The sequence below is a fragment of the Cupriavidus sp. SHE genome, assembly GCF_000812445.1.
Taxonomy (GTDB): domain Bacteria; phylum Pseudomonadota; class Gammaproteobacteria; order Burkholderiales; family Burkholderiaceae; genus Cupriavidus; species Cupriavidus metallidurans.
In genome coordinates this window covers 62,996-81,088 of sequence record NZ_JWMB01000020.1, presented here as the reverse complement: position 1 = coordinate 81,088, position 18,093 = coordinate 62,996, and the positions used below count along the sequence as shown (strand labels likewise).

Here is an 18,093-nt window from a genome sequence, read left to right as displayed (position 1 = left end):
CTCCCCATCGACCTGATCGACTGATCGACGTGCGCACCACGCGAGTGTACGACCGTTCCACTGCGCCCGTGGGCAGGGTTTGTCCGGCCTTCTGTCGTTGGCCGATCCACCGCAAACCAAGGCTGGGCGGGCCTGGGGACATGGGTAAAGGGCGAGAAAGGCGCTTTCGCTCCGGCCTGATTGTCTCGGTACGCCCGAATTAGAGTGTTTCTTCGGAACAGGGTCTATTCGACCGTGACAATGATCGCCACGCGGCGGTTCTCCGCGCGGCCCAGCGCCGTGCCGTTGTCGGCGATGGGGCGGGTCTTGCCGAATCCGCGCACATCGAGATGATCGCGTGCGAATCCGCAGGTGAGCAGCACGCGCGCCACAGCCTCGGCACGGCGCATGGAGAGCTGCTGGTTGTACTCGATCGTGCCGACGTTGTCGGTGTGGCCGTCCACGCGCAAGGCGTCGATGCCGGCATCCCGCAGCGTGCGCGCAACCCGGGCAAGGGCGTTCTGTTGTTCGGCCGAGACCGTGTCGTCGTCGAAGCCGAACAGCACCTTGTCCGGCATGACAAGTTCCCAGCCGTTGCCGGTCAGCATGAACCCCTGGTTCTTGAGCACGGCAATTTGCGCGGGTGTCAGCTTGTGGGCGGGGCTGGCGCAGCCGGACAGCGCCAGCGCGCCCAGACCGGCCAGTGTGGTCAGCAGGAAAGCGCGGCGGGGTCTGCTGGGCGCTCTCATGGTCGGCCCCTAGAGAGATGGCTCCGGTGGCGCGGACTCCGCGCTGTGCCAGGTGGCGCCGGACTGGCGCTTGGCCCCGTACATCGCGGCATCGGCGGAATGGAGCAGCGCCGTGCCGTTGCGGGCATGCAGCGGGTACACCGCCAGGCCGATGCTGAGTGGCGCGAAGATAGTGGTGCCATCCGCCAGACACACAGGGGTGGCCATGGCGTTGAGGATGTGCTCGGCGATGCGAACCGCGTCCTCGGGCGCGCGGAGGGCGTTGACCAGTACGGCGAACTCGTCGCCGCCCAGCCGCGCCACGCTGTCGCCTTCGCGCAGGCAGCCGCGCAGGCGCTGACCGACGGCGACGAGCACGGCATCGCCCGCCGCGTGGCCATAGCGGTCGTTGATTCCCTTGAAGTCGTCGCTGTCGAGATAGAGCACGGCGGCATATTGGTTGCGCGCCGCCGCAGTACGCACGGCGAGATCGAGCGCTTCAGTGAAGGCGGCGCGGTTGAGCAAGCCTGTCAGGCTGTCATGGCTGGCGCGGTGCGCCAGCGAACGGTTCTCATGCTGAAGCTGGTTTTGCCAGGCCTCGAGTTCGTCCAGCAGGACGTTGAAGTCTTCGGACAGCGCATTCAGTTCCTCGATCCGCGCTGGCGGCATTCGCTGTCCAAACGCGCGTTCGGAACGCACCGCGTGGGCCACGCGCATCAGGTTGCGCAGGGGATCGACGACATCCCTGAGCATTCGGCGGGACATGTAGTGCGCCACCAGCGCCGTCAACAGCAGACAGGCTCCCAGGCCCAGCGTGCCTTGCAGCAGGAAGTGCAGCAGCGCCACCGGATCGCCTGCCACGCGCACGCTGCCTACCTGCTGGGCTTCGTGAAGGATTGGCTGCTCGACGGCGCCCGATATCAGCAGGTCGCCGGCCACCCGGCGCAGCGCGGGGAATCGCTCGTGGCCGGGGCGCTGCCACACGGTCATCGGCTGGTGGTCGCGGTCGTACACGATGACCCGCGTCACGTCCTCGGATGCGGCGATCACGGAAAGCGCATCGGCTGCTGCGGCGGCGTCGCCGAACACGACCGGCGCTTCCACCGTATAGGCGATCGAGCGCGCCACCAGCCGGAGGTTGTGATCCGCATAGACGCGCAGCGCGGTCAGCCCGAGCGCGGTCAGCGAGATGCCGACCGTGAACACGGCGATCAGCGCCACGCCAAGGTGGATACGCCGCAGCGCGCGGTACAGCGTCGGGCGCTGTGGCGCGGCGTCGTCGGGGGCGGGGGGGCGGCCGGGCCAGTTCATGATGCGGGCGTCCTGCGGCGGCCGAGCTGGAGCACACCGGGGTGGATATGAATCCCGCTGCGCGCGATGGCATCGAGATTGATCCGGAACGAGACTTGATTCTCGCGGAATGTCAGGCAAAACATGCTGCCAACTTCACATTCGAAATCTTCCTCGACGATCACCAGCACGGGCTTTCCCACCAGATCCGCCGTCAGCTTCTTGCGGCGAGCATCGGTCATGGCTCCCATATAGAGTGCGTCGCACTCGGGCGCGAGCGTGTCGGCAAGCGGATCGACGGAACGTGCCTGGACCAGCCGGCCCGTGGATAGCGAGCCGCCTTCCATCAGCTTGCCGCCGTAACGTGCGTCCGTATCCACGCACAGCCGCAGCGTTTCGCGCTCGGCAGGCCAGCGCGCATAGCTCAGCAGGCTCATCACCATGCGGGCCACGGCTTCGGAACGTGAAGCCGGTGCGAGGGGGGGCGATACCGGGGCCGATACCGGGGCTGATGCAGGCGCTGCTGCGGCAACCGTGGAAGCGGCCATGGCTGCCGGCCACGTGCCGGGCGTGGCCAGCAGCAGAACCAGTGGCAGCGTCAGCGCGGAGCGCGGTCGGTGAGCGAAATTGGGCGTCAAGTACGGCAATTGTGGCGGCTGGCAGAGGGGTCCGGGGACATCTGGTCAAGTGTCGGCACCGTTACAGAAAACTGTAGCCACTCTGGCTTATGTCCGCACCGGGCCAGATGTCTTAGATATAAGAGGATGAGGGGTGACGGAGGCGGCAGCCACCCATCCCGTGTGCTAGAGTTCCCGGACGCGTTTGTCTCGCTTGTTTCGACCGGAGGAGTCTCATGACGACCGAATCCAGACCGCAACTCAAGGCTTTCGTGCAAACCGCGCCACAGGCCGGGCGCTATGTGTGGGTGATCTCGCTGGTGGATTTCGGCGGGCAACAGATCCGGCGCACCATCGTGTCCGATGACACCTTCACGACATCCGACGCCGCCCGCGTGGCCGGTGACGCCGAACTCAAGGCGATGGCGGCGGACCACTAAGCGTTTCAGCTGCCTAGTGCAGGCTGGGTCGCGCGGTAATTTTCAGATACCCTTTCTTACATCACATTCCAGATGGCACCGATAGACTTCTTTCTATCGGTGCTAATTAAAAAGAGAGGGTCCCTATGAAACGACAGCTTATCGTGCGCGCCTTTGCTGGCGCGGTTCTGCTTGGTTCGGCAGCGGCGCTGGCGCCGGCCGCCATGGCGCAGGTCAGCATCAATATCGGCATTGGCGTTCCGCCACCGGCCCCGGTCTATGAAGTCGTGCCGCCTCCGCGTGCTGGCTACGTTTGGGCGCCCGGTTACTGGGATTGGGACGACCACGGTCACAAGCATGCATGGAAGCAGGGACACTGGGTCAGCGAACGTCCTGGCTATGTTTATGAGCAGCCGCGCTGGGTTCGAGCCAGCAACGGCTGGGTGCTGCAGCCTGAGCGCTGGAACCGCGGGCAGGGCCGAGGCGATGACGATGATCAGGGCCACGGCCATGACCATGACCGCGGCCGTGGCGGCTATCACTGCCCGCCCGGACACGCCAAGAAGGGCGAGTGCTGAGGATTGATCTCGATTCGTCGCGCCTCGCGATGCGGTGACAGCAGCGCGTGATGCCATGCTAGGATGCCCGGGCCAGAAAATTACCCGGAGATGCCGACATGTCCAAGCAGGTTTTCACGCGCGCGCAGTATCTCGATATTCTCAATGACAGTCTGCGCCGCCATCCGGGTTTCCAGCCCGGCATGGCGTTCGTTTTCCTGCCGCCGGGCGCCAGCGCCAGCCAGGCTTCGGGCGTGGGCTGCACCGGTCCGATGGAAGCGATGCCGATCTACTGCGAGATCGAGCGCGTGGCGTCGGGGCTGATCGAGGTCGAGCCGGCGTAGTGACGGGCGTAGTGGCCAGTGTGACGGCTGGTGTGGCGACAATAGCGATAGGACAAAAGCAAAACAGGCACCCCTCGGGGTGCCTGTTTTGCTTTGTGGCGTGGCCTGCTTACGCTTCGTCTTCCTCGTCGTCGAGGAATTCGCGACGCAGCATCCAGTTGGCGATCGCTTCGTCGCAGACCTTCTTGAGCTTGCCCTTGTCGGGCAGCTTGTCGAATAGCTGAAAGTTCACCAGCGCCATGCCGATATCGGTGATGTAGAACATGCGGTCCGGCTCGTCGTGGTGGACGATGCGTCCGTCAATGCCCGAATCCTCACTGTCGGCGGGCATGTCCTCGAGTTCGACCACCCGGCACGTGAAGCGCGGGCTGCGGGTGTGGGTCAGATATTCGAATTCGTCGTGCATGACGTCGCCGCCCTTGTTGGCGATGACGGCGAAGCCCCAGATGAACTGGGGAATCGGCAGATCGGACAGATCGTCAAGCTCGTCCATATCGTCCATGGTGTTCTCCCTGATGCGTTAACCGGCATTATCGCCCAAGTCCGGCACCATGAACGCAGGTATCGTCGATCATCCGAGCATATAGCCCCTGGCGAGCTTGCCGAAGTCCTCGAGTTCGCGTGCCTGCCAGGCCGAGTCGTGCGCGAGTTCCTCCGCCAGGATCGCCGCCACCCGGGGGGCGCCGTCCTGCGCAGCGCGGGCGTCCAGGAACAGCGCCCGATTGCGCCGCGCCAGCACGTCCTCAACGCGGCGGGCCAGCTCGTAGCGCGCGGCAAAGCGGACGTGGGCCTCGGTCAGGCCGGAGGCGGGCACGAGCACGTTGTCCGCGCCAGGCATCGCCTGAACCAGGGGGAGGTCGGCGCCGTAATAGCGGTCGGGCGATCCGGTGCCCGAGGGCGGCAGGTCATTGGGCATGTTGGTCGCGCCGTGCAGCGGCAGGTCGGCCGTGCGGCACGGCGCGGCGCGCAGCAACTGCCGCTGGATCGCGGTTTCCATCACGTCCTCGGCCATCTTGCGATACGTGGTCCATTTGCCGCCCGTGACCGTGATCAGTCCGGCTTTGGATACCAGGATCGTATGCTCGCGCGACAGCGACGCGGTGGAGGCTTCCCCGGTGGCCTTCACCAGCGGACGCAGGCCAGCCCAGACGCTGGTCACGTCATCGCGGGTCGGGTCGCGGGCCAGGTAACGCGCGGCCGTTTCCAGGATGAAGTCAACGTCATCGCTCGCAGCCCGGGGCTCCAGCGGCAGATCCTGGCGCGGGGTGTCGGTGGTGCCGACGATCGTGTGCCCGTTCCAGGGCACCAGGAACAGCACGCGGCCATCGTCGGTTTTCGGAATCAGGACTGCGCGATCGCCGGGCAGGAAGCTGCGCGGAATCGTCAGGTGAACGCCCTGGCTTGGCGCCACCATCCGCCGGGCCTGGCCGTCTTCCATCTGGCGCACGGCATCGACCCACACGCCGGTGGCGTTGATCACGCAATCCGCGCGCAGGTGGAACGTCTCCCCACCGATCACATCTTGCGCCGTGACGCCGGTGATGACGCCGTTGGACTGCGAGAGTCCGCTCACGCGCATGTAGTTGACCGCGGTGCCGCCCACATCGAACAGCGTGCGCATCAACGCCATCGCCAGCCGCGCGTCATCGAACTGGCCGTCGAAATACAGATTGCCGCCGCGCAGCGGACGCCCGCCCACGTGCTCGGCCAGGGTTGGCGCGGCCTCGAGCGTTTCGCGATGGCTGAGCCAGCGGCTGCCTGAAAGGTTCAGGCCGCCTGCCAGCATGTCATAGAGCTTCAGGCCGATCCCGTAGAACGGCTGGTCGAACATCTGGTAGGCCGGCACGACGAAGCCGAGCGGCCAGACCACGTGCGGTGCGTTGCGCGCGAGCAGGCCGCGTTCGTGCAGGGCCTCGCGCACCAGGCTGATGTTGCCTTGCGCCAGGTAGCGAACGCCGCCGTGCACGAGCTTGGTGGCCTTGCTCGACGTGCCCTTGGCGAAGTCGGCGGCCTCGAGCAGCAGCGTGCGGTAGCCGCGCGAAGCAGCATCGAGCGCGGTGCCCAGCCCGGTGGCGCCGCCGCCGATGACGATCACATCCCAGCGTGGCTCGCGCGCGAGCGTCTGAAGCAGGGTGTCGCGGGAGGGAGGGGCGACCGGAGTGACGGAAGTTTGCATGGGAAATTCGAATCTGGGTTCAGCGTGCGGCGTCATCGGACTCGCGCGCCCAGTCGCGGGCGCGGTCGACGGCGCGGTGCCAACGCGCAATGCGGCGTTCGCGTTCGTCGGCGGACAGCTTCGGCTCGAAGCGCTGCTCCACCTGCCACTGCCGCGTGATTTCTTCGGGGTCGGTCCAGTAGCCGGTTGCCAGCCCGGCGAGGTATGCCGCGCCTAGCGCGGTGGTTTCCGTCACGCGCGGCCGGACCACGGCGGTGCCGAGCAAGTCAGCCTGCATCTGCATCAGCAGGTCGCTGCGCGAGGCGCCGCCATCGACCCGGAGTTCGGCCAGCGAGATGCCGGCGTCCTTCTGCATGGCGTCGAGCACGTCCACGCTCTGCAGCGCGATGGATTCGAGCGCGGCCCGGGCGATGTGCGGCCCGCCGGTACCGCGCGTGATGCCGACCAGCGTGCCGCGTGCGAACGGATCCCAGTGCGGCGCGCCGAGGCCGGCGAATGCCGGCACCAGCACCACGCCGCCGGTGTCGGTGCACTGGCGTGCCAGCGGCTCCACCTCGGGGGCGCTGTGGATCAGCTTGAGACCATCGCGCAGCCACTGGATCGTCGCGCCGCCCATGAATACGCCGCCTTCCAGGCAGTACTGGGTATTGCTGCCGATCTGCCAGCCGATGGTCGTGATCAGCCGGTTGTGCGATGTCACGGGTTTGTCGCCGGTGTTCATCAGGATGAAGCAGCCGGTGCCATAGGTGTTCTTGGCCATGCCCGGCTGGAGGCACGCTTGCCCAAACGTGGCGGCCTGCTGGTCGCCGGCGATGCCGGCAATCGGAATCTCTACGCCGAACAGCCGTGCCGACGCGTGCGCGACCTCGCCGCTCGACGGCACCACTTCCGGCAGCAGGTTGCGCGGAATATCCAGCAGGCCCAGGAGTTCATCGTCCCAGCGGAAATCGTGGATGTTGAACAACATCGTGCGCGAAGCATTGGAAACGTCGGTGACGTGCCGCGCACCATCGGTCAACTGCCAGATCAGCCAGCTATCGACGGTGCCAAAGGCCAGCTCGCCGCGCTCGGCGCGTGCGCGGGCGCCCTCGTAGTTGTCGAGCATCCAGCGCAGTTTGGTGCCGGAGAAATAGGCGTCGACGATCAGTCCGGTCTTGCGCTGAAATGTCTCCGCGTGGCCCGCTGCCTGCAGGTCCTCGCACATCGGCGCGGTGCGGCGGTCTTGCCAGACCAGCGCGCGGCCCACCGGTTCACCGGTCTTGCGATCCCACAGCACCGTGGTTTCGCGCTGGTTCGTGATGCCGATGGCAGAAATTTGCGTGCCGCTGACGCCCGCGTCGCCCAGTACCTCGTGCGCCACGGCCAGTTGCGACTGCCAGATCTCGTAGGGGTCATGCTCGACGTGGCCGGGATGCGGATAATATTGCCGAAACTCACGCTGGGCGATGCGTACGACATTGCCCAGGTGATCGAACAGGATGGCGCGCGAACTGCTGGTGCCCTGATCCAGGGCCAGCACGTACTGCGGCTGATGAGAAGTCGTGGATGTCATGCGTTCCATCCGGATGTGTTGAATTGAATAGTCATGGCCGAAACAGCTTCCCGCCCCGCCGATCCAGCCGATATCGTTAGCGTAGTCACTGCCGGCGTTGCCGCGCGCAGTCCGTTTGATCCCGCTGCCCACCTTCGCCTGATGGTCGATGGGCGGCACGTGGGCTGGCTGCCGCGCAAGCACGCTGACATCCTCGCGGGGTTTGATGGCGTGCTGGGCCAGCCCGACGGGCAGGGCGCCATCACGCTGCTGCCCGGCTGTACCACGGTGCCCGCGCGCAATGCGGCACTGGCGACGCTGGCCACCCAACTGGCCGACGCCGGCCATGTGCGCGGCTGGCGCAACGAACTGTTCGCGGTGACGCCGGCGCTGGAAGCCAAGCCGCTGGCCGTGATCGAGCGCGCGGCAGCCCGCTTCCTGGGGCTGCTGACGTTCGCGTCGCACATGAACGGGATCGTGGCCGGCCAGCGGGCGCTGTGGATATCGCGCCGTAGCCCGCGCAAGGCGGTGGACCCGGGTATGTGGGACAACCTCGTGGCCGGTGGCATGCCGGCAGGCAGTGATCCGCTGGAAACGCTGGTGCGCGAATGCGACGAGGAATCGGGGATTCCGCCCGCGCTGGCCAGCCAGGCCGAGGCCCACGGGGTGATCGATGTGCTACGTGAAATCCCCGAAGGCGTGCAGTGGGAGCGTGTGTATGTATATGACCTTATGCTGCCGGCCGACTTCGTTCCCCATAACCGGGACGGTGAAGTGGCCGAGCACCGGCATATCGATCCGGAGGCATTGCTTGCTATCATGGCGGATTGCGCCATGACCGTCGATGCCACGCTGGTGACGCTGGATGCCCTCCGCCGACGCGGCTGGGCCGGTATCCAGCCCTGAATCGAGGCCTTCACGGTCCCGGCCCGCTCAATTCCGAATCGCTTACGATGAGTTCCACCGGATTTATCCTCACGCTTTCCTGCCCGGACCAGCCGGGCATCGTTCACGCCGTATCCGGCCTGCTGTTCCAGCACGGCTGCAATATCGTTGACTCCGACCAGTACGGTGATGCCTTCGCTGGCCGCTTCTTCATGCGCGTGCATTTCAGCGCCGCGCCGGGCGGCCCGGATCTGGCCGAGCTTCGTGCCGCGTTTGCCCCCGTGGGCGACCAGTTCGGCATGCAGTGGGAGGTGCACGACGCGACCGTGAAGCCGCGCGTGATGATCATGGTGTCGAAGATCGGCCACTGCCTGAACGACCTGCTGTTCCGCGCCAAGGTTGGCGGTCTGCCGGTGGAGATCGCGGCGATCGTCTCGAACCATCGTGACTTCTATCAGCTCGCCGCGTCCTACGACGTGCCGTTCTTCCATCTGCCGCTGATGAACGCATCGGCGGAGCAGAAGGCCGCGCAGGAAGCGCGCGTGTTCGAAGTCGTGCGCGAGCAGAATATCGACCTGGTCGTGCTGGCCCGCTACATGCAAGTGCTGTCCGATGACCTGTGCCGCAAGCTCCAGGGCCGCGCGATCAACATCCACCATTCGTTCCTGCCGAGCTTCAAGGGCGCCAAGCCTTACTACCAGGCGCATGACCGCGGCGTGAAGCTGATTGGCGCGACGGCCCACTACGTGACCGCCGACCTCGACGAAGGCCCGATCATCGAACAGGAGATCGAGCGCGTGGACCACAGCATGGATCCGGAGCAACTGACCGCCGTGGGTCGCGACGTCGAATGCGTGGCGCTGGCCCGCGCCGTCAAGTGGCATGCGGAACATCGGATTCTGCTGAACGGCCACAAGACGGTGGTGTTCAAGTAATAAGGACCGGAAACCGCAATGGTTTTCTCCCCTCTCCCGAAAGGGGGAGGGGGGCGGTGAAGAGGGTAGGCGGTTCAATTTGCGACCCGTCCTGGCTGCTGCTACCCCAATGCCTTCTCCCAGAACCCCTTTCTCACAAGCATGAGAAGGGAGCGCGAGACGTGAGCCCACCTCACTCCTGATCCGCGACCACACATTCCACCCCGCTTTCCTGCAGCATCGTGTCGAAAGGCGCGGGTAACGGCTCGTCCGTGAATAGCCGGTCGATGCTCGCGAGCGGCGCCAGTTCCACCATGGCTCGCCGGTTGAACTTGCTGGCGTCGGCCGCCAGCCAGATTTCGCGCGAGTGTTCCATGATCGTGCGAGACACCTTGACCTCGCGAAAATCATAGTCGCGCAGCGTGCCGTCGGCCTCGATGCCCGAGATGCCGATCAGGCCGATATCCACCTTGAATTGCCGGATAAATTCCACCGTAGCCTCGCCAACGATGCCGCGGTCGCGCGAACGCAGCACGCCACCGGCGACGATGACCTCGCAGTCGGGGTTGTCGGCCAGGATATTGGCCACGTTCAGGTTGTTCGTGATTACCCGCAAGCCCCGGTGATGGATCAGCGCGCGCGCCACTTCCTCCACCGTGGTGCCGATGTTCAGGATCAGCGAGCAGCCTTCCGGCACGGCAGCCGCCACCGCGCGCGCGATGCGCGCCTTGCCCTCCGCATTCAGCACCTGGCGTTGCCGGTAGGCAATGTTCTCGGTGGTCGATCCCTCTACCCGTACCCCGCCATGAAACCGGGCCAGCATGCCGTTCTCGGCCAGCAGGTTGACGTCCCGGCGCACCGTTTGCAGGGTCACGCCGAACTTGCGCGCGAGTTCGTCGATAGAGGCAAAGCCCTGCGTGCGGACTTCCTCGAGGAGTGCGGTCTGGCGTGGATTGAGCGTCATGTCCGGCATTCTAGTTCAAACAGAAACGAAAACAAATGATGCGGCGCAGTATTGTTTTGTGTTCGTTTTTGAGCTAAAACGAGCGGGTTGCTATGAAAAGTGCGCTTCAGCCGCAGGTTTTCGAAGTGGCTGAGCTGTCACAAGAAGAATATTGGAGACTGGATGCAGCTCAGCCTGGAAGGCATTGCGCAGCACGTGGGATCGCAAGCCTATCTTTACCCGATGTCGCTGGCCCCCGTGCCTGGCGCCGTCACGATCCTGCTGGGAACGACCCAGGCGGGCAAGACATCGCTGATGCGGGTCATGGCGGGGCTGGACAAGCCCACCGCGGGCCGCGTGCTGGTAGACGGCGCCGACGTGACCGGCGTGCCGGTGCGGGAACGCAACGTGTCGATGGTCTATCAGCAGTTCATCAACTACCCGTCGCTGCGCGTCTTCGACAACATTGCATCGCCGTTGCGGCTGCGCCGGGATCGCCAGGCCGACGTCGACGCGCGTGTTCGCTCGCTGGCGGGGCGCCTGCACATCGAGCATCTGCTCGACCGGTATCCCTCGGAGCTATCTGGTGGCCAGCAGCAGCGTGTGGCCCTGGCCCGTGCGCTGGCCAAGAATGCGCCGCTGATGCTGCTCGATGAGCCGCTGGTCAACCTCGACTACAAACTGCGCGAGGAACTGCGCGAGGAACTGACGCAACTCTTCGCGCAGGGCGATGCCACCGTGATTTACGCCACTACCGAGCCGGCCGAAGCGCTGTTGCTCGGTGGCCATACCGCCGTGCTCGACGCTGGCGAACTGCTTCAGTATGGCCCGACGCCGGAGGTGTTCCACTATCCGGCGTCACTGCGCGTGGCGCGCGCCTTCAGCGATCCACCGATGAATCTTCTCGAAGGTGCGCTGGCGCATGGCCGCGTCGTGCTGGCCGGCAACATTTCCATCCCGATGCCGGATGTGGCTCATGCCGATGGGCCGGTAACGGTGGGCGTGCGTGCTGGCGCGCTGCGGCTCGACGCCGTGCCACAGGCTGTGGCCGTGCCGGGCAGGATGGCGCTGGCCGAACTGTCGGGTTCGGATACGTTCGTGCATGTCGATACACCCGCCGGCAATCTGGTGGCCCAGCTTACCGGTGTACGCGATCTCGAACTGGGCGCGCAGTTGTCGCTCCATATCGAGCCAGCGCAGATCTACCTGTTCAACGCGGACGGCGATCGCATACACGCGCCGCGCCGTCCAGGCATGTCGCCGGCATCGGCGGGCCCGGTCGCCGCGATCATCGAGTCAGGAGCCTGATATGGCACGTATCGATCTCGACCTCGCGCACGCCTATGTCGCCAATCCGCAGAAGGATGAGGACTACGCGCTGCTGCCACTACATTTCGCGTTCGAGGACGGCGGCGCCTACGCGCTGCTGGGCCCGTCAGGCTGCGGCAAGACTACGTTGCTGAACTGCATCTCGGGTCTGCTGCGTCCCTCGCAAGGCACGATCAGCTTCGATGGCAAGGACGTGACTGGCGATTCGCCGCAGGCACGCAATATCGCCCAGGTATTCCAGTTCCCGGTGATCTACGACACGATGACGGTCGGCGAGAACCTCGCGTTCCCACTGCGCAACCGCGGTGTACCGGCCGCGCAGGTCAAGGAGCGGGTTGGGCGCGTGGCCGAAATGCTCGACCTCTCGGCGTCGCTGGACCGCCGCGCGAGCGGGCTGGCTGCCGACGCCAAGCAGAAGATTTCGCTGGGTCGTGGTCTGGTGCGGCAGGACGTATCGGCGATCCTGTTCGACGAGCCGCTGACCGTGATTGACCCGCACCTGAAATGGCAACTCCGTCGCAAGCTCAAGGAGATCCACCACGAGTTTCGCCTGACGCTGATCTACGTGACCCATGACCAGACCGAGGCACTGACCTTTGCCGATCAGGTTGTGGTCATGTCGCGTGGCAAGGCCGTGCAGGTGGGCTCGGCCGATGCATTGTTCGAGCGGCCCGCGCACACCTTCGTGGGGCACTTCATCGGCTCGCCCGGCATGAATTTCCTGCCGGGCCAATGGCGCGATGGTGGCATCGAGATGGCGGGGCGGCGCTACGCGCCCGACCTGTCGCCAGATGTGGCAGCGAGGCTGCAGGCTGCCGGCAGCTTCAAGGTCGGCGTGCGTCCGGAGTACCTGAAGCTGGCAGCCGGCAACGATCCGCAGGCGCTGCCCGTGCGCGTGGAGCGCGCGCAGGATATCGGCACGTACTGGCTGGTGTCCTCAACGGTAGACCACGGCGAAGCCGCGACCCTGCGCGCGCGGCTGGGAACCGAGGCCGCGCATCTGCGCGCTGGCGATACCGCGTGGTTGTCGGTGTTCAACCGGCATACCTGCTTCTACGTCAACGAGGAACTGGTCCAATGAAGCCCGTCAACCAGAAGGCCTGGCTGCTGGTGCTGCCAGTGGTGCTGTGCGTGGCGTTCTCGGCCATCCTGCCATTGATGACGATCGTCAATTACTCGGTGCAGGACATCATCTCGCCTGATCGGCGGGTGTTCGTCGGCACCGAATGGTTCCGCACCGTTCTCCGGGACGAGGAACTGCATGGCGCGCTGTTCCGCCAGCTCGGTTTCTCGCTGGCCGTGCTGTGCGTGGAGATTCCGCTCGGCATCCTGCTGGCGCTGTCGATGCCGGCCAAGGGCTGGAAGGCATCGGCGACGCTGGTCATCATCGCGCTGTCGCTGCTGATTCCCTGGAACGTGGTCGGTACGATCTGGCAGATCTTTGGCCGTACCGATATCGGACTGCTCGGGGCCGCGCTCGACGGGCTAGGCTTCGCCTACAACTACACCGGTAGCGCGTTTGACGCCTGGGTTACCGTGCTCGTCATGGACGTGTGGCACTGGACACCCCTGGTGGCATTGCTCTGCTACGCGGGGCTGCGGGCCATCCCGGATGCCTACTACCAGGCGGCGCAGATCGACGGCGCATCGCGCTTCGCGGTGTTCCGCTTCATCCAGTTGCCGAAGCTGCGCGGTGTCCTGATGATCGCGGTGCTGCTGCGCTTTATGGACAGCTTCATGATCTACACGGAGCCGTTCGTGCTGACCGGCGGCGGGCCTGGGAATGCCACCACGTTCCTGTCGCAATACCTGACGCAGAAGGCGGTAGGCCAGTTCGATCTGGGGCCGGCCGCGGCGTTCTCGATCGTCTACTTCCTGATCATCCTGCTGACCTGCTTCATCCTCTACAACTGGATGCAACGCGCCGGCACGGCGGGCGCCGAGGAGATTCCGAATGGCTGAGCACGTGCTTCCGGGCCAGCGCGCCAGCTGGTGGCGGCCTGTATTCCTGACCACCTACCTGTTGTTCGCGATCGTGCCGATCTACTGGATGGTGAACATGTCGTTCAAGACCAATGAGGAGATCGTCTCGACACTCTCGCTCTGGCCGGCATCGTTCACGCTCGAGCACTACGTGACGATCTTCACCGACGCGTCGTGGTACTCGGGCTACATCAACTCGATGATCTACGTGGTCCTGAACACGGTGATATCGATCGGCGTGGCGCTCCCGGCCGCCTACGCGTTCTCGCGCTACCAGTTCATCGGCGACAAGCACGTGTTTTTCTGGCTGCTGACCAACCGCATGACGCCGCCCGCGGTGTTCCTGCTGCCGTTCTTCCAGCTCTACACGACGATCGGCCTGATGGATACACACCTTGGCGTGGCGCTGGCGCATCTGGTGTTCAACGTGCCGCTTGCGGTGTGGATCCTGGAGGGTTTCATGTCGGGCGTGCCACGCGAGATTGACGAGACCGCCTACGTCGACGGCTACTCGTTCCCGCGTTTCTTCCTGACGATCTTCCTGCCGCTGATCAAGGCCGGCGTGGGCGTGGCGGCGTTCTTCTGCTTCATGTTCAGTTGGGTGGAGCTGCTGCTGGCGCGGACGCTGACGTCCGTCAACGCCAAGCCGATCGTGGCGACGATGACGCGCACGGTGTCGGCGTCGGGTATGGATTGGGGCGTGCTGGCAGCGGCCGGCGTGCTGACCATCGTGCCGGGCGCCATCGTGATCTGGTTCGTGCGGCACTACATCGCGAAAGGCTTCGCGATGGGCCGCGTTTGAGGGAGGCACCGATGCTGAGCTGGATGGTGTGGACCACGCCAGTGGCGGTGTTCTTTGCCGCCGTGGTGGTGATGCTGATTGGCATGACGATCTGGGAAACCCGTACGCCGACGTTGATGCGCAAGGGCTTCCTGCCCATCGCCACCACGCGTGGCGACCGCCTGTTTATCGGGCTGATGTGCGCGGCGTGGATCAACCTTGCGTGGGTAGGGCTGGGTGAAAAGATCCAGAGCTGGCTGCAACTGGCCGAAGAACCATCGATATGGATCAGCGCGGGCGTCTCTGCTCTGGTGCTGCTGCTGATCATGCGCCGGGGCTAGTGCTTCGGCGCAACGCGGATTTTGCTGATGTGGGCTGCGAGATCTTGTCCCTTCCCCAGGGCCGCAACCCAATTACAGAGAGCCGGGGAAGGGGTTCATGAGGAGACACAGATGAAAGAGCGCGTGAAGTTGGGGATGTCGGCCCTGGCCTTTGCGGCCGCGCTGGCTTGCGGTCATGCGGCCTGGGCCGACGAGGCCTCCGCGAAGAAGTGGGTAGACAACGAGTTCCAGCCGTCGTCGCTGTCCAAGGACAAGCAGATGGCGGAAATGAAGTGGTTCATGGACGCCGCCGCCAAGCTCAAGGCGAAGGGTGTCACCCAGATCAACGTGGTGTCCGAAACCATTACCACGCACGAGTACGAATCCAAGACGCTGGCCAAGGCCTTCGAGGAAATCACCGGCATCAAGGTCAATCACGACATCATCCAGGAAGGCGATGTCGTGGAAAAGCTGCAGACGTCGATGCAGTCCGGCAAGTCGATCTACGATGGCTGGATCTCCGACTCGGATCTGATTGGCACGCACTATCGCTATGGCGCGATCCTGCCGCTGTCCGACTACATGACCGGCGTGGGCAAGGAGTACACGAACCCCGGCATCGACATCAAGGACTTCATCGGGACGAAGTTCACCACGGCGCCGGACGGCAAGCTCTACCAGCTGCCGGATCAGCAGTTCGCCAACCTGTACTGGTTCCGCGCCGACTGGTTCGCGCGCAAGGATTTGCAGGAGAAGTTCAAGGCCAAGTACGGCTATGACCTGGGCGTGCCGACCAACTGGTCCGCCTACGAGGACATCGCCAACTTCTTCACCAACGACGTGAAGGAACTGGACGGCAAGAAGGTGTTCGGCCACATGGACTACGGCAAGAAGGATCCGTCGCTCGGCTGGCGCTTCACCGATGCGTGGCTGTCGATGGCCGGATCGGCCGACAAGGGGCTGCCCAATGGCATGCCGGTGGACGAGTGGGGCATTCGCGTGGCCGAGGACAAGTGTACGCCGGTTGGTGCGTCGGTCTCGCGTGGCGGCGCCACGAACAGCCCGGCCGCGGTCTACGCGCTGACCAAGTACATCGACTGGATGAAGAAATACGCGCCGCCGCAGGCCATGGGCATGACCTTCTCCGAGGCGGGCCCGGTGCCTGCCCAGGGCCAGGTGGCGCAGCAGATCTTCTGGTACACGGCGTTCACGGCCGACATGACCAAGAAGGGCCTGCCTGTGGTCAATGCCGATGGCTCGCCGAAGTGGCGCATGGCGCCGTCGCCGTACGGCCCGTACTGGAAACAGGGGATGCAGAACGGCTACCAGGACGTCGGCTCGTGGACCTTCTTCAAGAACACCGATCCGAACCGTCTGGCTGCCGCCTGGCTCTACGCGCAGTTCGTGACGTCCAAGACGGTCTCGCTGAAGAAATCGCTGACCGGCCTGACCTTCATCCGCGACAGCGATATTCATCACGAGTACCTGACCAAGAACGCGGACAAGTATGGTGGCCTGATCGAGTTCTACCGCAGCCCGGCCCGCGTGGCCTGGACGCCGACTGGCAACAACGTGCCTGACTATCCGAAGCTGGCGCAACTATGGTGGAAGAACGTGGCCACTGCGGTGACGGGCGAAAAGACGCCTCAGGTGGCGATGGATACCCTGGCCGAGGAGATGGACAACGTGATGGGCCGCCTGCAGCGTGCTGGCATGGCGAATTGCGCGCCGAAGCTCAATCCGAAGAGCGATCCGTCGAAGTGGCTGTCGTCGGAACATGCGCCGTGGAAGAAGCTGGACAATGAAAAACCAAAGGGCGAAACCATCGCCTATGACAAGCTGCTGCAGGCGTGGAAGGAAGGGCGCGTGCGCTAATTGTTGCTGAACGGGGTGTTCGGCTTGTAGGGAGGAGCGGCGGCGCTGTTGCGCCGCCGTTTCGTTTTGTGCCGGATCTGTGCCAGTTTGGAACTTCCGCGTTGCACTCCGTATTCGACACCCTAAAGCCTCCCATGGCTATCTAGAATCGCTCGCAGTTGGATCTCATGGACAGAGGCAAAGATGAACGAATCCGAAAGCATTTTCAGCCGGCGACAGCTCGCGGCCGAACTCGCCGACGAGCTGATGGGCGATTCACGGACGGGCATGGCGTGGTCGGGGTTGTTCCTGTCGGCGCCACGCCGCACGGGCAAATCGACGTTTCTGCGGGAAGACCTCCAGCCGGCACTCGAGCGTCGTGGCGCACTGGTTCTGGTTGCGGATCTATGGAAAAACAACGATGTCGATCCTGGGGACGTGATCGTCGACGTCGTACGCCAGGCACTGGCCGCGCATGAGGGAGTCGTTGCCAGAGCGGCGCGCGCCGTGGGGCTGGACCGGTTCGGATTCGGAGGCTTTTCTTTCTCCATAGACCGGGTGGGGCTCGGCAAGGGTGTTGCCCTATCCGATGCGCTGGCCGAACTGTCGGACAAGGTCCAGCGGCCCATCGCGCTGATCATCGACGAAGCTCAGCAATGCATGGCCACCCGGCGCGGCAACAACGCGATGTTCGCGCTCAAGGCGGCACGCGATGAACTGAACTTCGCCCATCACGGCCTGCGCATCATCGCCACGGGCTCCGATCACGTCAAGCTGCGCATGCTGCTTGGCTCGCGCGAGGCATTCTTCTGCGCGACGGAACGGATCTTCCCGGTGCTGGGGCGTGACTACATCGATTGGTTTCGGTCGCGGCACGGCTTTTCCGACCTACTGAACGCCGATGTCATGACGCATCTGTTCGCGCGTGCGGCGTATCGTCCCGAGCTATTCGAGTCCGCGGCGGTTGCGGTGGGCAGGGACGGTCTTGTCGGGGACGATGCAGCAGCGGTGCTCGAGCGGCGGATTGACGAACAGATGCGCGCCGTTCATGCGCCCGCTATGCGAACGCTGGAAGAACTGCCGCCGCTCGATGACGCGATCATCCGCGTCATGGCGACGAGCAAACAGATGTTCGCTGGATTCAGCGCGTCAACGATGCAAACCTATCGGCGAGTCATGAACGCCCTGTCAGGCGAACCATCGTCGCGTCTCGACTACGCCGAGGTGGAGCGGGCACTGGAAAGACTGGTGGTCCTGCGACTTGTCTGGCGCTCCGCATTGGGCCTGCATGTTCTCGAAGACCCAACGCTCGCCGAGGCGATGCGCCGGGCAGGGCTGCTTGACGTGGTCAGGCGCGTCTCGGGCAGAAAGCTGACCCTCGTATCCGGAGCGGAGCACGACTTATCGGTTGCCTGAGGCGGGGCTGCAAATAGGCCACGTCAG

Annotated in this window: 19 protein-coding genes; 12 read left to right on the top strand and 7 right to left on the bottom strand. The window is 64.6% G+C overall.

The features are described 5' to 3' along the window. Positions 1–224: 224 nt before the first annotated feature. Genes RN01_RS10915 through RN01_RS10905 form a run of 3 tightly spaced genes read right to left on the bottom strand, consistent with a single transcriptional unit; the run spans position 225 to position 2,644 of the window. Positions 225–728 carry an OmpA family protein gene (locus tag RN01_RS10915; protein WP_008651927.1) on the bottom strand — a complete coding sequence of 168 codons (504 nt, stop codon included), beginning with the start codon at positions 726–728 and terminating at the stop codon, positions 225–227. 9 nt (positions 729–737) lie between these two features. Next, positions 738–2,018 (bottom strand): diguanylate cyclase domain-containing protein, encoded by a 1,281-nt coding sequence (locus RN01_RS10910; RefSeq protein ID WP_024570383.1) that lies wholly within the window; start codon positions 2,016–2,018, stop codon positions 738–740. Next, complete coding sequence (locus RN01_RS10905; RefSeq protein WP_017512297.1) at positions 2,015–2,644, bottom strand: YfiR family protein; 630 nt, start codon at positions 2,642–2,644, stop codon at positions 2,015–2,017. The genes RN01_RS10910 and RN01_RS10905 overlap by 4 nt, the downstream gene beginning before the upstream one ends. A gap of 206 nt (positions 2,645–2,850) precedes the next feature. Between RN01_RS10905 and RN01_RS10900 the strand changes: the two genes are divergently transcribed. The 3 genes from RN01_RS10900 to RN01_RS10890 all read left to right on the top strand — a co-directional run bounded on the left by RN01_RS10900 (position 2,851) and on the right by RN01_RS10890 (position 3,934). Further along, positions 2,851–3,054 carry a hypothetical protein gene (locus RN01_RS10900; protein WP_008651931.1) on the top strand — a complete coding sequence of 68 codons (204 nt, stop codon included), beginning with the start codon at positions 2,851–2,853 and terminating at the stop codon, positions 3,052–3,054. Between the two features lie 125 nt (positions 3,055–3,179). Then, positions 3,180–3,611 (top strand): YXWGXW repeat-containing protein, encoded by a 432-nt coding sequence (locus tag RN01_RS10895; RefSeq protein WP_017512296.1) that lies wholly within the window; start codon positions 3,180–3,182, stop codon positions 3,609–3,611. Between the two features lie 98 nt (positions 3,612–3,709). Further along, positions 3,710–3,934, top strand: coding sequence for a hypothetical protein (locus RN01_RS10890; RefSeq protein ID WP_008651933.1), 225 nt, complete (start codon positions 3,710–3,712; stop codon positions 3,932–3,934). 109 nt (positions 3,935–4,043) lie between these two features. Here RN01_RS10890 and RN01_RS10885 read toward each other — a convergent pair whose 3' ends face one another. The 3 genes from RN01_RS10885 to glpK all read right to left on the bottom strand — a co-directional run bounded on the left by RN01_RS10885 (position 4,044) and on the right by glpK (position 7,662). Next, complete coding sequence (locus tag RN01_RS10885; RefSeq protein ID WP_024570382.1) at positions 4,044–4,427, bottom strand: hypothetical protein; 384 nt, start codon at positions 4,425–4,427, stop codon at positions 4,044–4,046. A 78-nt stretch (positions 4,428–4,505) separates the two neighbouring features. Then, positions 4,506–6,110 (bottom strand): glycerol-3-phosphate dehydrogenase/oxidase, encoded by a 1,605-nt coding sequence (locus RN01_RS10880; RefSeq protein ID WP_024570381.1) that lies wholly within the window; start codon positions 6,108–6,110, stop codon positions 4,506–4,508. Positions 6,111–6,129: 19 nt separating this feature from the next. Then, entirely contained in the window at positions 6,130–7,662 is a 1,533-nt protein-coding gene (gene glpK / locus RN01_RS10875) for a glycerol kinase GlpK (protein WP_024570380.1), read from the bottom strand. A 33-nt stretch (positions 7,663–7,695) separates the two neighbouring features. Here glpK and RN01_RS10870 point away from each other — a divergent pair, with 33 nt between their 5' ends. Then, a complete protein-coding gene (locus RN01_RS10870; RefSeq protein ID WP_024570379.1) occupies positions 7,696–8,547 on the top strand; it encodes an NUDIX hydrolase family protein in 852 nt (283 codons plus the stop codon). Between the two features lie 47 nt (positions 8,548–8,594). Beyond that, on the top strand, positions 8,595–9,461 hold the full coding sequence (gene purU, locus RN01_RS10865) for a formyltetrahydrofolate deformylase (RefSeq protein WP_008641549.1): 867 nt from the start codon (positions 8,595–8,597) through the stop codon (positions 9,459–9,461). 172 nt (positions 9,462–9,633) lie between these two features. On the opposite strand, the gene RN01_RS10860 is transcribed toward purU, so the two are convergent. Then, entirely contained in the window at positions 9,634–10,404 is a 771-nt protein-coding gene (locus RN01_RS10860; protein WP_024570378.1) for a DeoR/GlpR family DNA-binding transcription regulator, read from the bottom strand. A 162-nt stretch (positions 10,405–10,566) separates the two neighbouring features. On the opposite strand from RN01_RS10860, the gene RN01_RS10855 reads away from it, so the two are divergent. From RN01_RS10855 to RN01_RS10825, 7 genes are all read left to right on the top strand, one after another. After that, positions 10,567–11,691 (top strand): ABC transporter ATP-binding protein, encoded by a 1,125-nt coding sequence (locus tag RN01_RS10855; protein ID WP_024570377.1) that lies wholly within the window; start codon positions 10,567–10,569, stop codon positions 11,689–11,691. Between the two features lies 1 nt (position 11,692). After that, positions 11,693–12,793: an ABC transporter ATP-binding protein gene (locus RN01_RS10850; protein WP_017514822.1), complete on the top strand. Its 1,101-nt coding sequence runs from the start codon at positions 11,693–11,695 to the stop codon at positions 12,791–12,793. Further along, positions 12,790–13,674, top strand: coding sequence for a carbohydrate ABC transporter permease (locus RN01_RS10845; RefSeq protein WP_011516938.1), 885 nt, complete (start codon positions 12,790–12,792; stop codon positions 13,672–13,674). Before RN01_RS10850 ends, RN01_RS10845 begins: the two co-directional genes overlap by 4 nt. Then, positions 13,667–14,497, top strand: coding sequence for a carbohydrate ABC transporter permease (locus RN01_RS10840; protein WP_008641554.1), 831 nt, complete (start codon positions 13,667–13,669; stop codon positions 14,495–14,497). Before RN01_RS10845 ends, RN01_RS10840 begins: the two co-directional genes overlap by 8 nt. Before the next feature lie 11 nt (positions 14,498–14,508). After that, entirely contained in the window at positions 14,509–14,817 is a 309-nt protein-coding gene (locus RN01_RS10835; protein WP_017514823.1) for a DUF2160 domain-containing protein, read from the top strand. Between the two features lie 123 nt (positions 14,818–14,940). Next, positions 14,941–16,671: an ABC transporter substrate-binding protein gene (locus tag RN01_RS10830; RefSeq protein WP_008641556.1), complete on the top strand. Its 1,731-nt coding sequence runs from the start codon at positions 14,941–14,943 to the stop codon at positions 16,669–16,671. Positions 16,672–16,854: 183 nt separating this feature from the next. Beyond that, the gene (locus tag RN01_RS10825; RefSeq protein ID WP_017514630.1) at positions 16,855–18,066 is read left to right on the top strand and encodes a hypothetical protein; all 1,212 of its coding nucleotides are present in this window, start codon (positions 16,855–16,857) and stop codon (positions 18,064–18,066) included. Positions 18,067–18,093 lie beyond the last annotated feature (27 nt).

Excerpts from the sequence above, each read along its gene's own strand:
- RN01_RS10915 (WP_008651927.1), bottom strand. The coding sequence starts at position 728 with ATGAGAGCGCCCAGCAGACCCCGCCGCGCTTTCCTGCTGACCACACTG.
- RN01_RS10910 (WP_024570383.1), bottom strand. The coding sequence starts at position 2,018 with ATGAACTGGCCCGGCCGCCCCCCCGCCCCCGACGACGCCGCGCCACAG.
- RN01_RS10900 (WP_008651931.1), top strand. The coding sequence starts at position 2,851 with ATGACGACCGAATCCAGACCGCAACTCAAGGCTTTCGTGCAAACCGCG.
- RN01_RS10895 (WP_017512296.1), top strand. The coding sequence starts at position 3,180 with ATGAAACGACAGCTTATCGTGCGCGCCTTTGCTGGCGCGGTTCTGCTT.
- RN01_RS10890 (WP_008651933.1), top strand. The coding sequence starts at position 3,710 with ATGTCCAAGCAGGTTTTCACGCGCGCGCAGTATCTCGATATTCTCAAT.
- RN01_RS10885 (WP_024570382.1), bottom strand. The coding sequence starts at position 4,427 with ATGGACGAGCTTGACGATCTGTCCGATCTGCCGATTCCCCAGTTCATC.
- RN01_RS10880 (WP_024570381.1), bottom strand. The coding sequence starts at position 6,110 with ATGCAAACTTCCGTCACTCCGGTCGCCCCTCCCTCCCGCGACACCCTG.
- glpK (WP_024570380.1), bottom strand. The coding sequence starts at position 7,662 with ATGACATCCACGACTTCTCATCAGCCGCAGTACGTGCTGGCCCTGGAT.
- RN01_RS10870 (WP_024570379.1), top strand. The coding sequence starts at position 7,696 with ATGGCCGAAACAGCTTCCCGCCCCGCCGATCCAGCCGATATCGTTAGC.
- purU (WP_008641549.1), top strand. The coding sequence starts at position 8,595 with ATGAGTTCCACCGGATTTATCCTCACGCTTTCCTGCCCGGACCAGCCG.
- RN01_RS10860 (WP_024570378.1), bottom strand. The coding sequence starts at position 10,404 with ATGACGCTCAATCCACGCCAGACCGCACTCCTCGAGGAAGTCCGCACG.
- RN01_RS10855 (WP_024570377.1), top strand. The coding sequence starts at position 10,567 with ATGCAGCTCAGCCTGGAAGGCATTGCGCAGCACGTGGGATCGCAAGCC.
- RN01_RS10850 (WP_017514822.1), top strand. The coding sequence starts at position 11,693 with ATGGCACGTATCGATCTCGACCTCGCGCACGCCTATGTCGCCAATCCG.
- RN01_RS10845 (WP_011516938.1), top strand. The coding sequence starts at position 12,790 with ATGAAGCCCGTCAACCAGAAGGCCTGGCTGCTGGTGCTGCCAGTGGTG.
- RN01_RS10840 (WP_008641554.1), top strand. The coding sequence starts at position 13,667 with ATGGCTGAGCACGTGCTTCCGGGCCAGCGCGCCAGCTGGTGGCGGCCT.
- RN01_RS10835 (WP_017514823.1), top strand. The coding sequence starts at position 14,509 with ATGCTGAGCTGGATGGTGTGGACCACGCCAGTGGCGGTGTTCTTTGCC.
- RN01_RS10825 (WP_017514630.1), top strand. The coding sequence starts at position 16,855 with ATGAACGAATCCGAAAGCATTTTCAGCCGGCGACAGCTCGCGGCCGAA.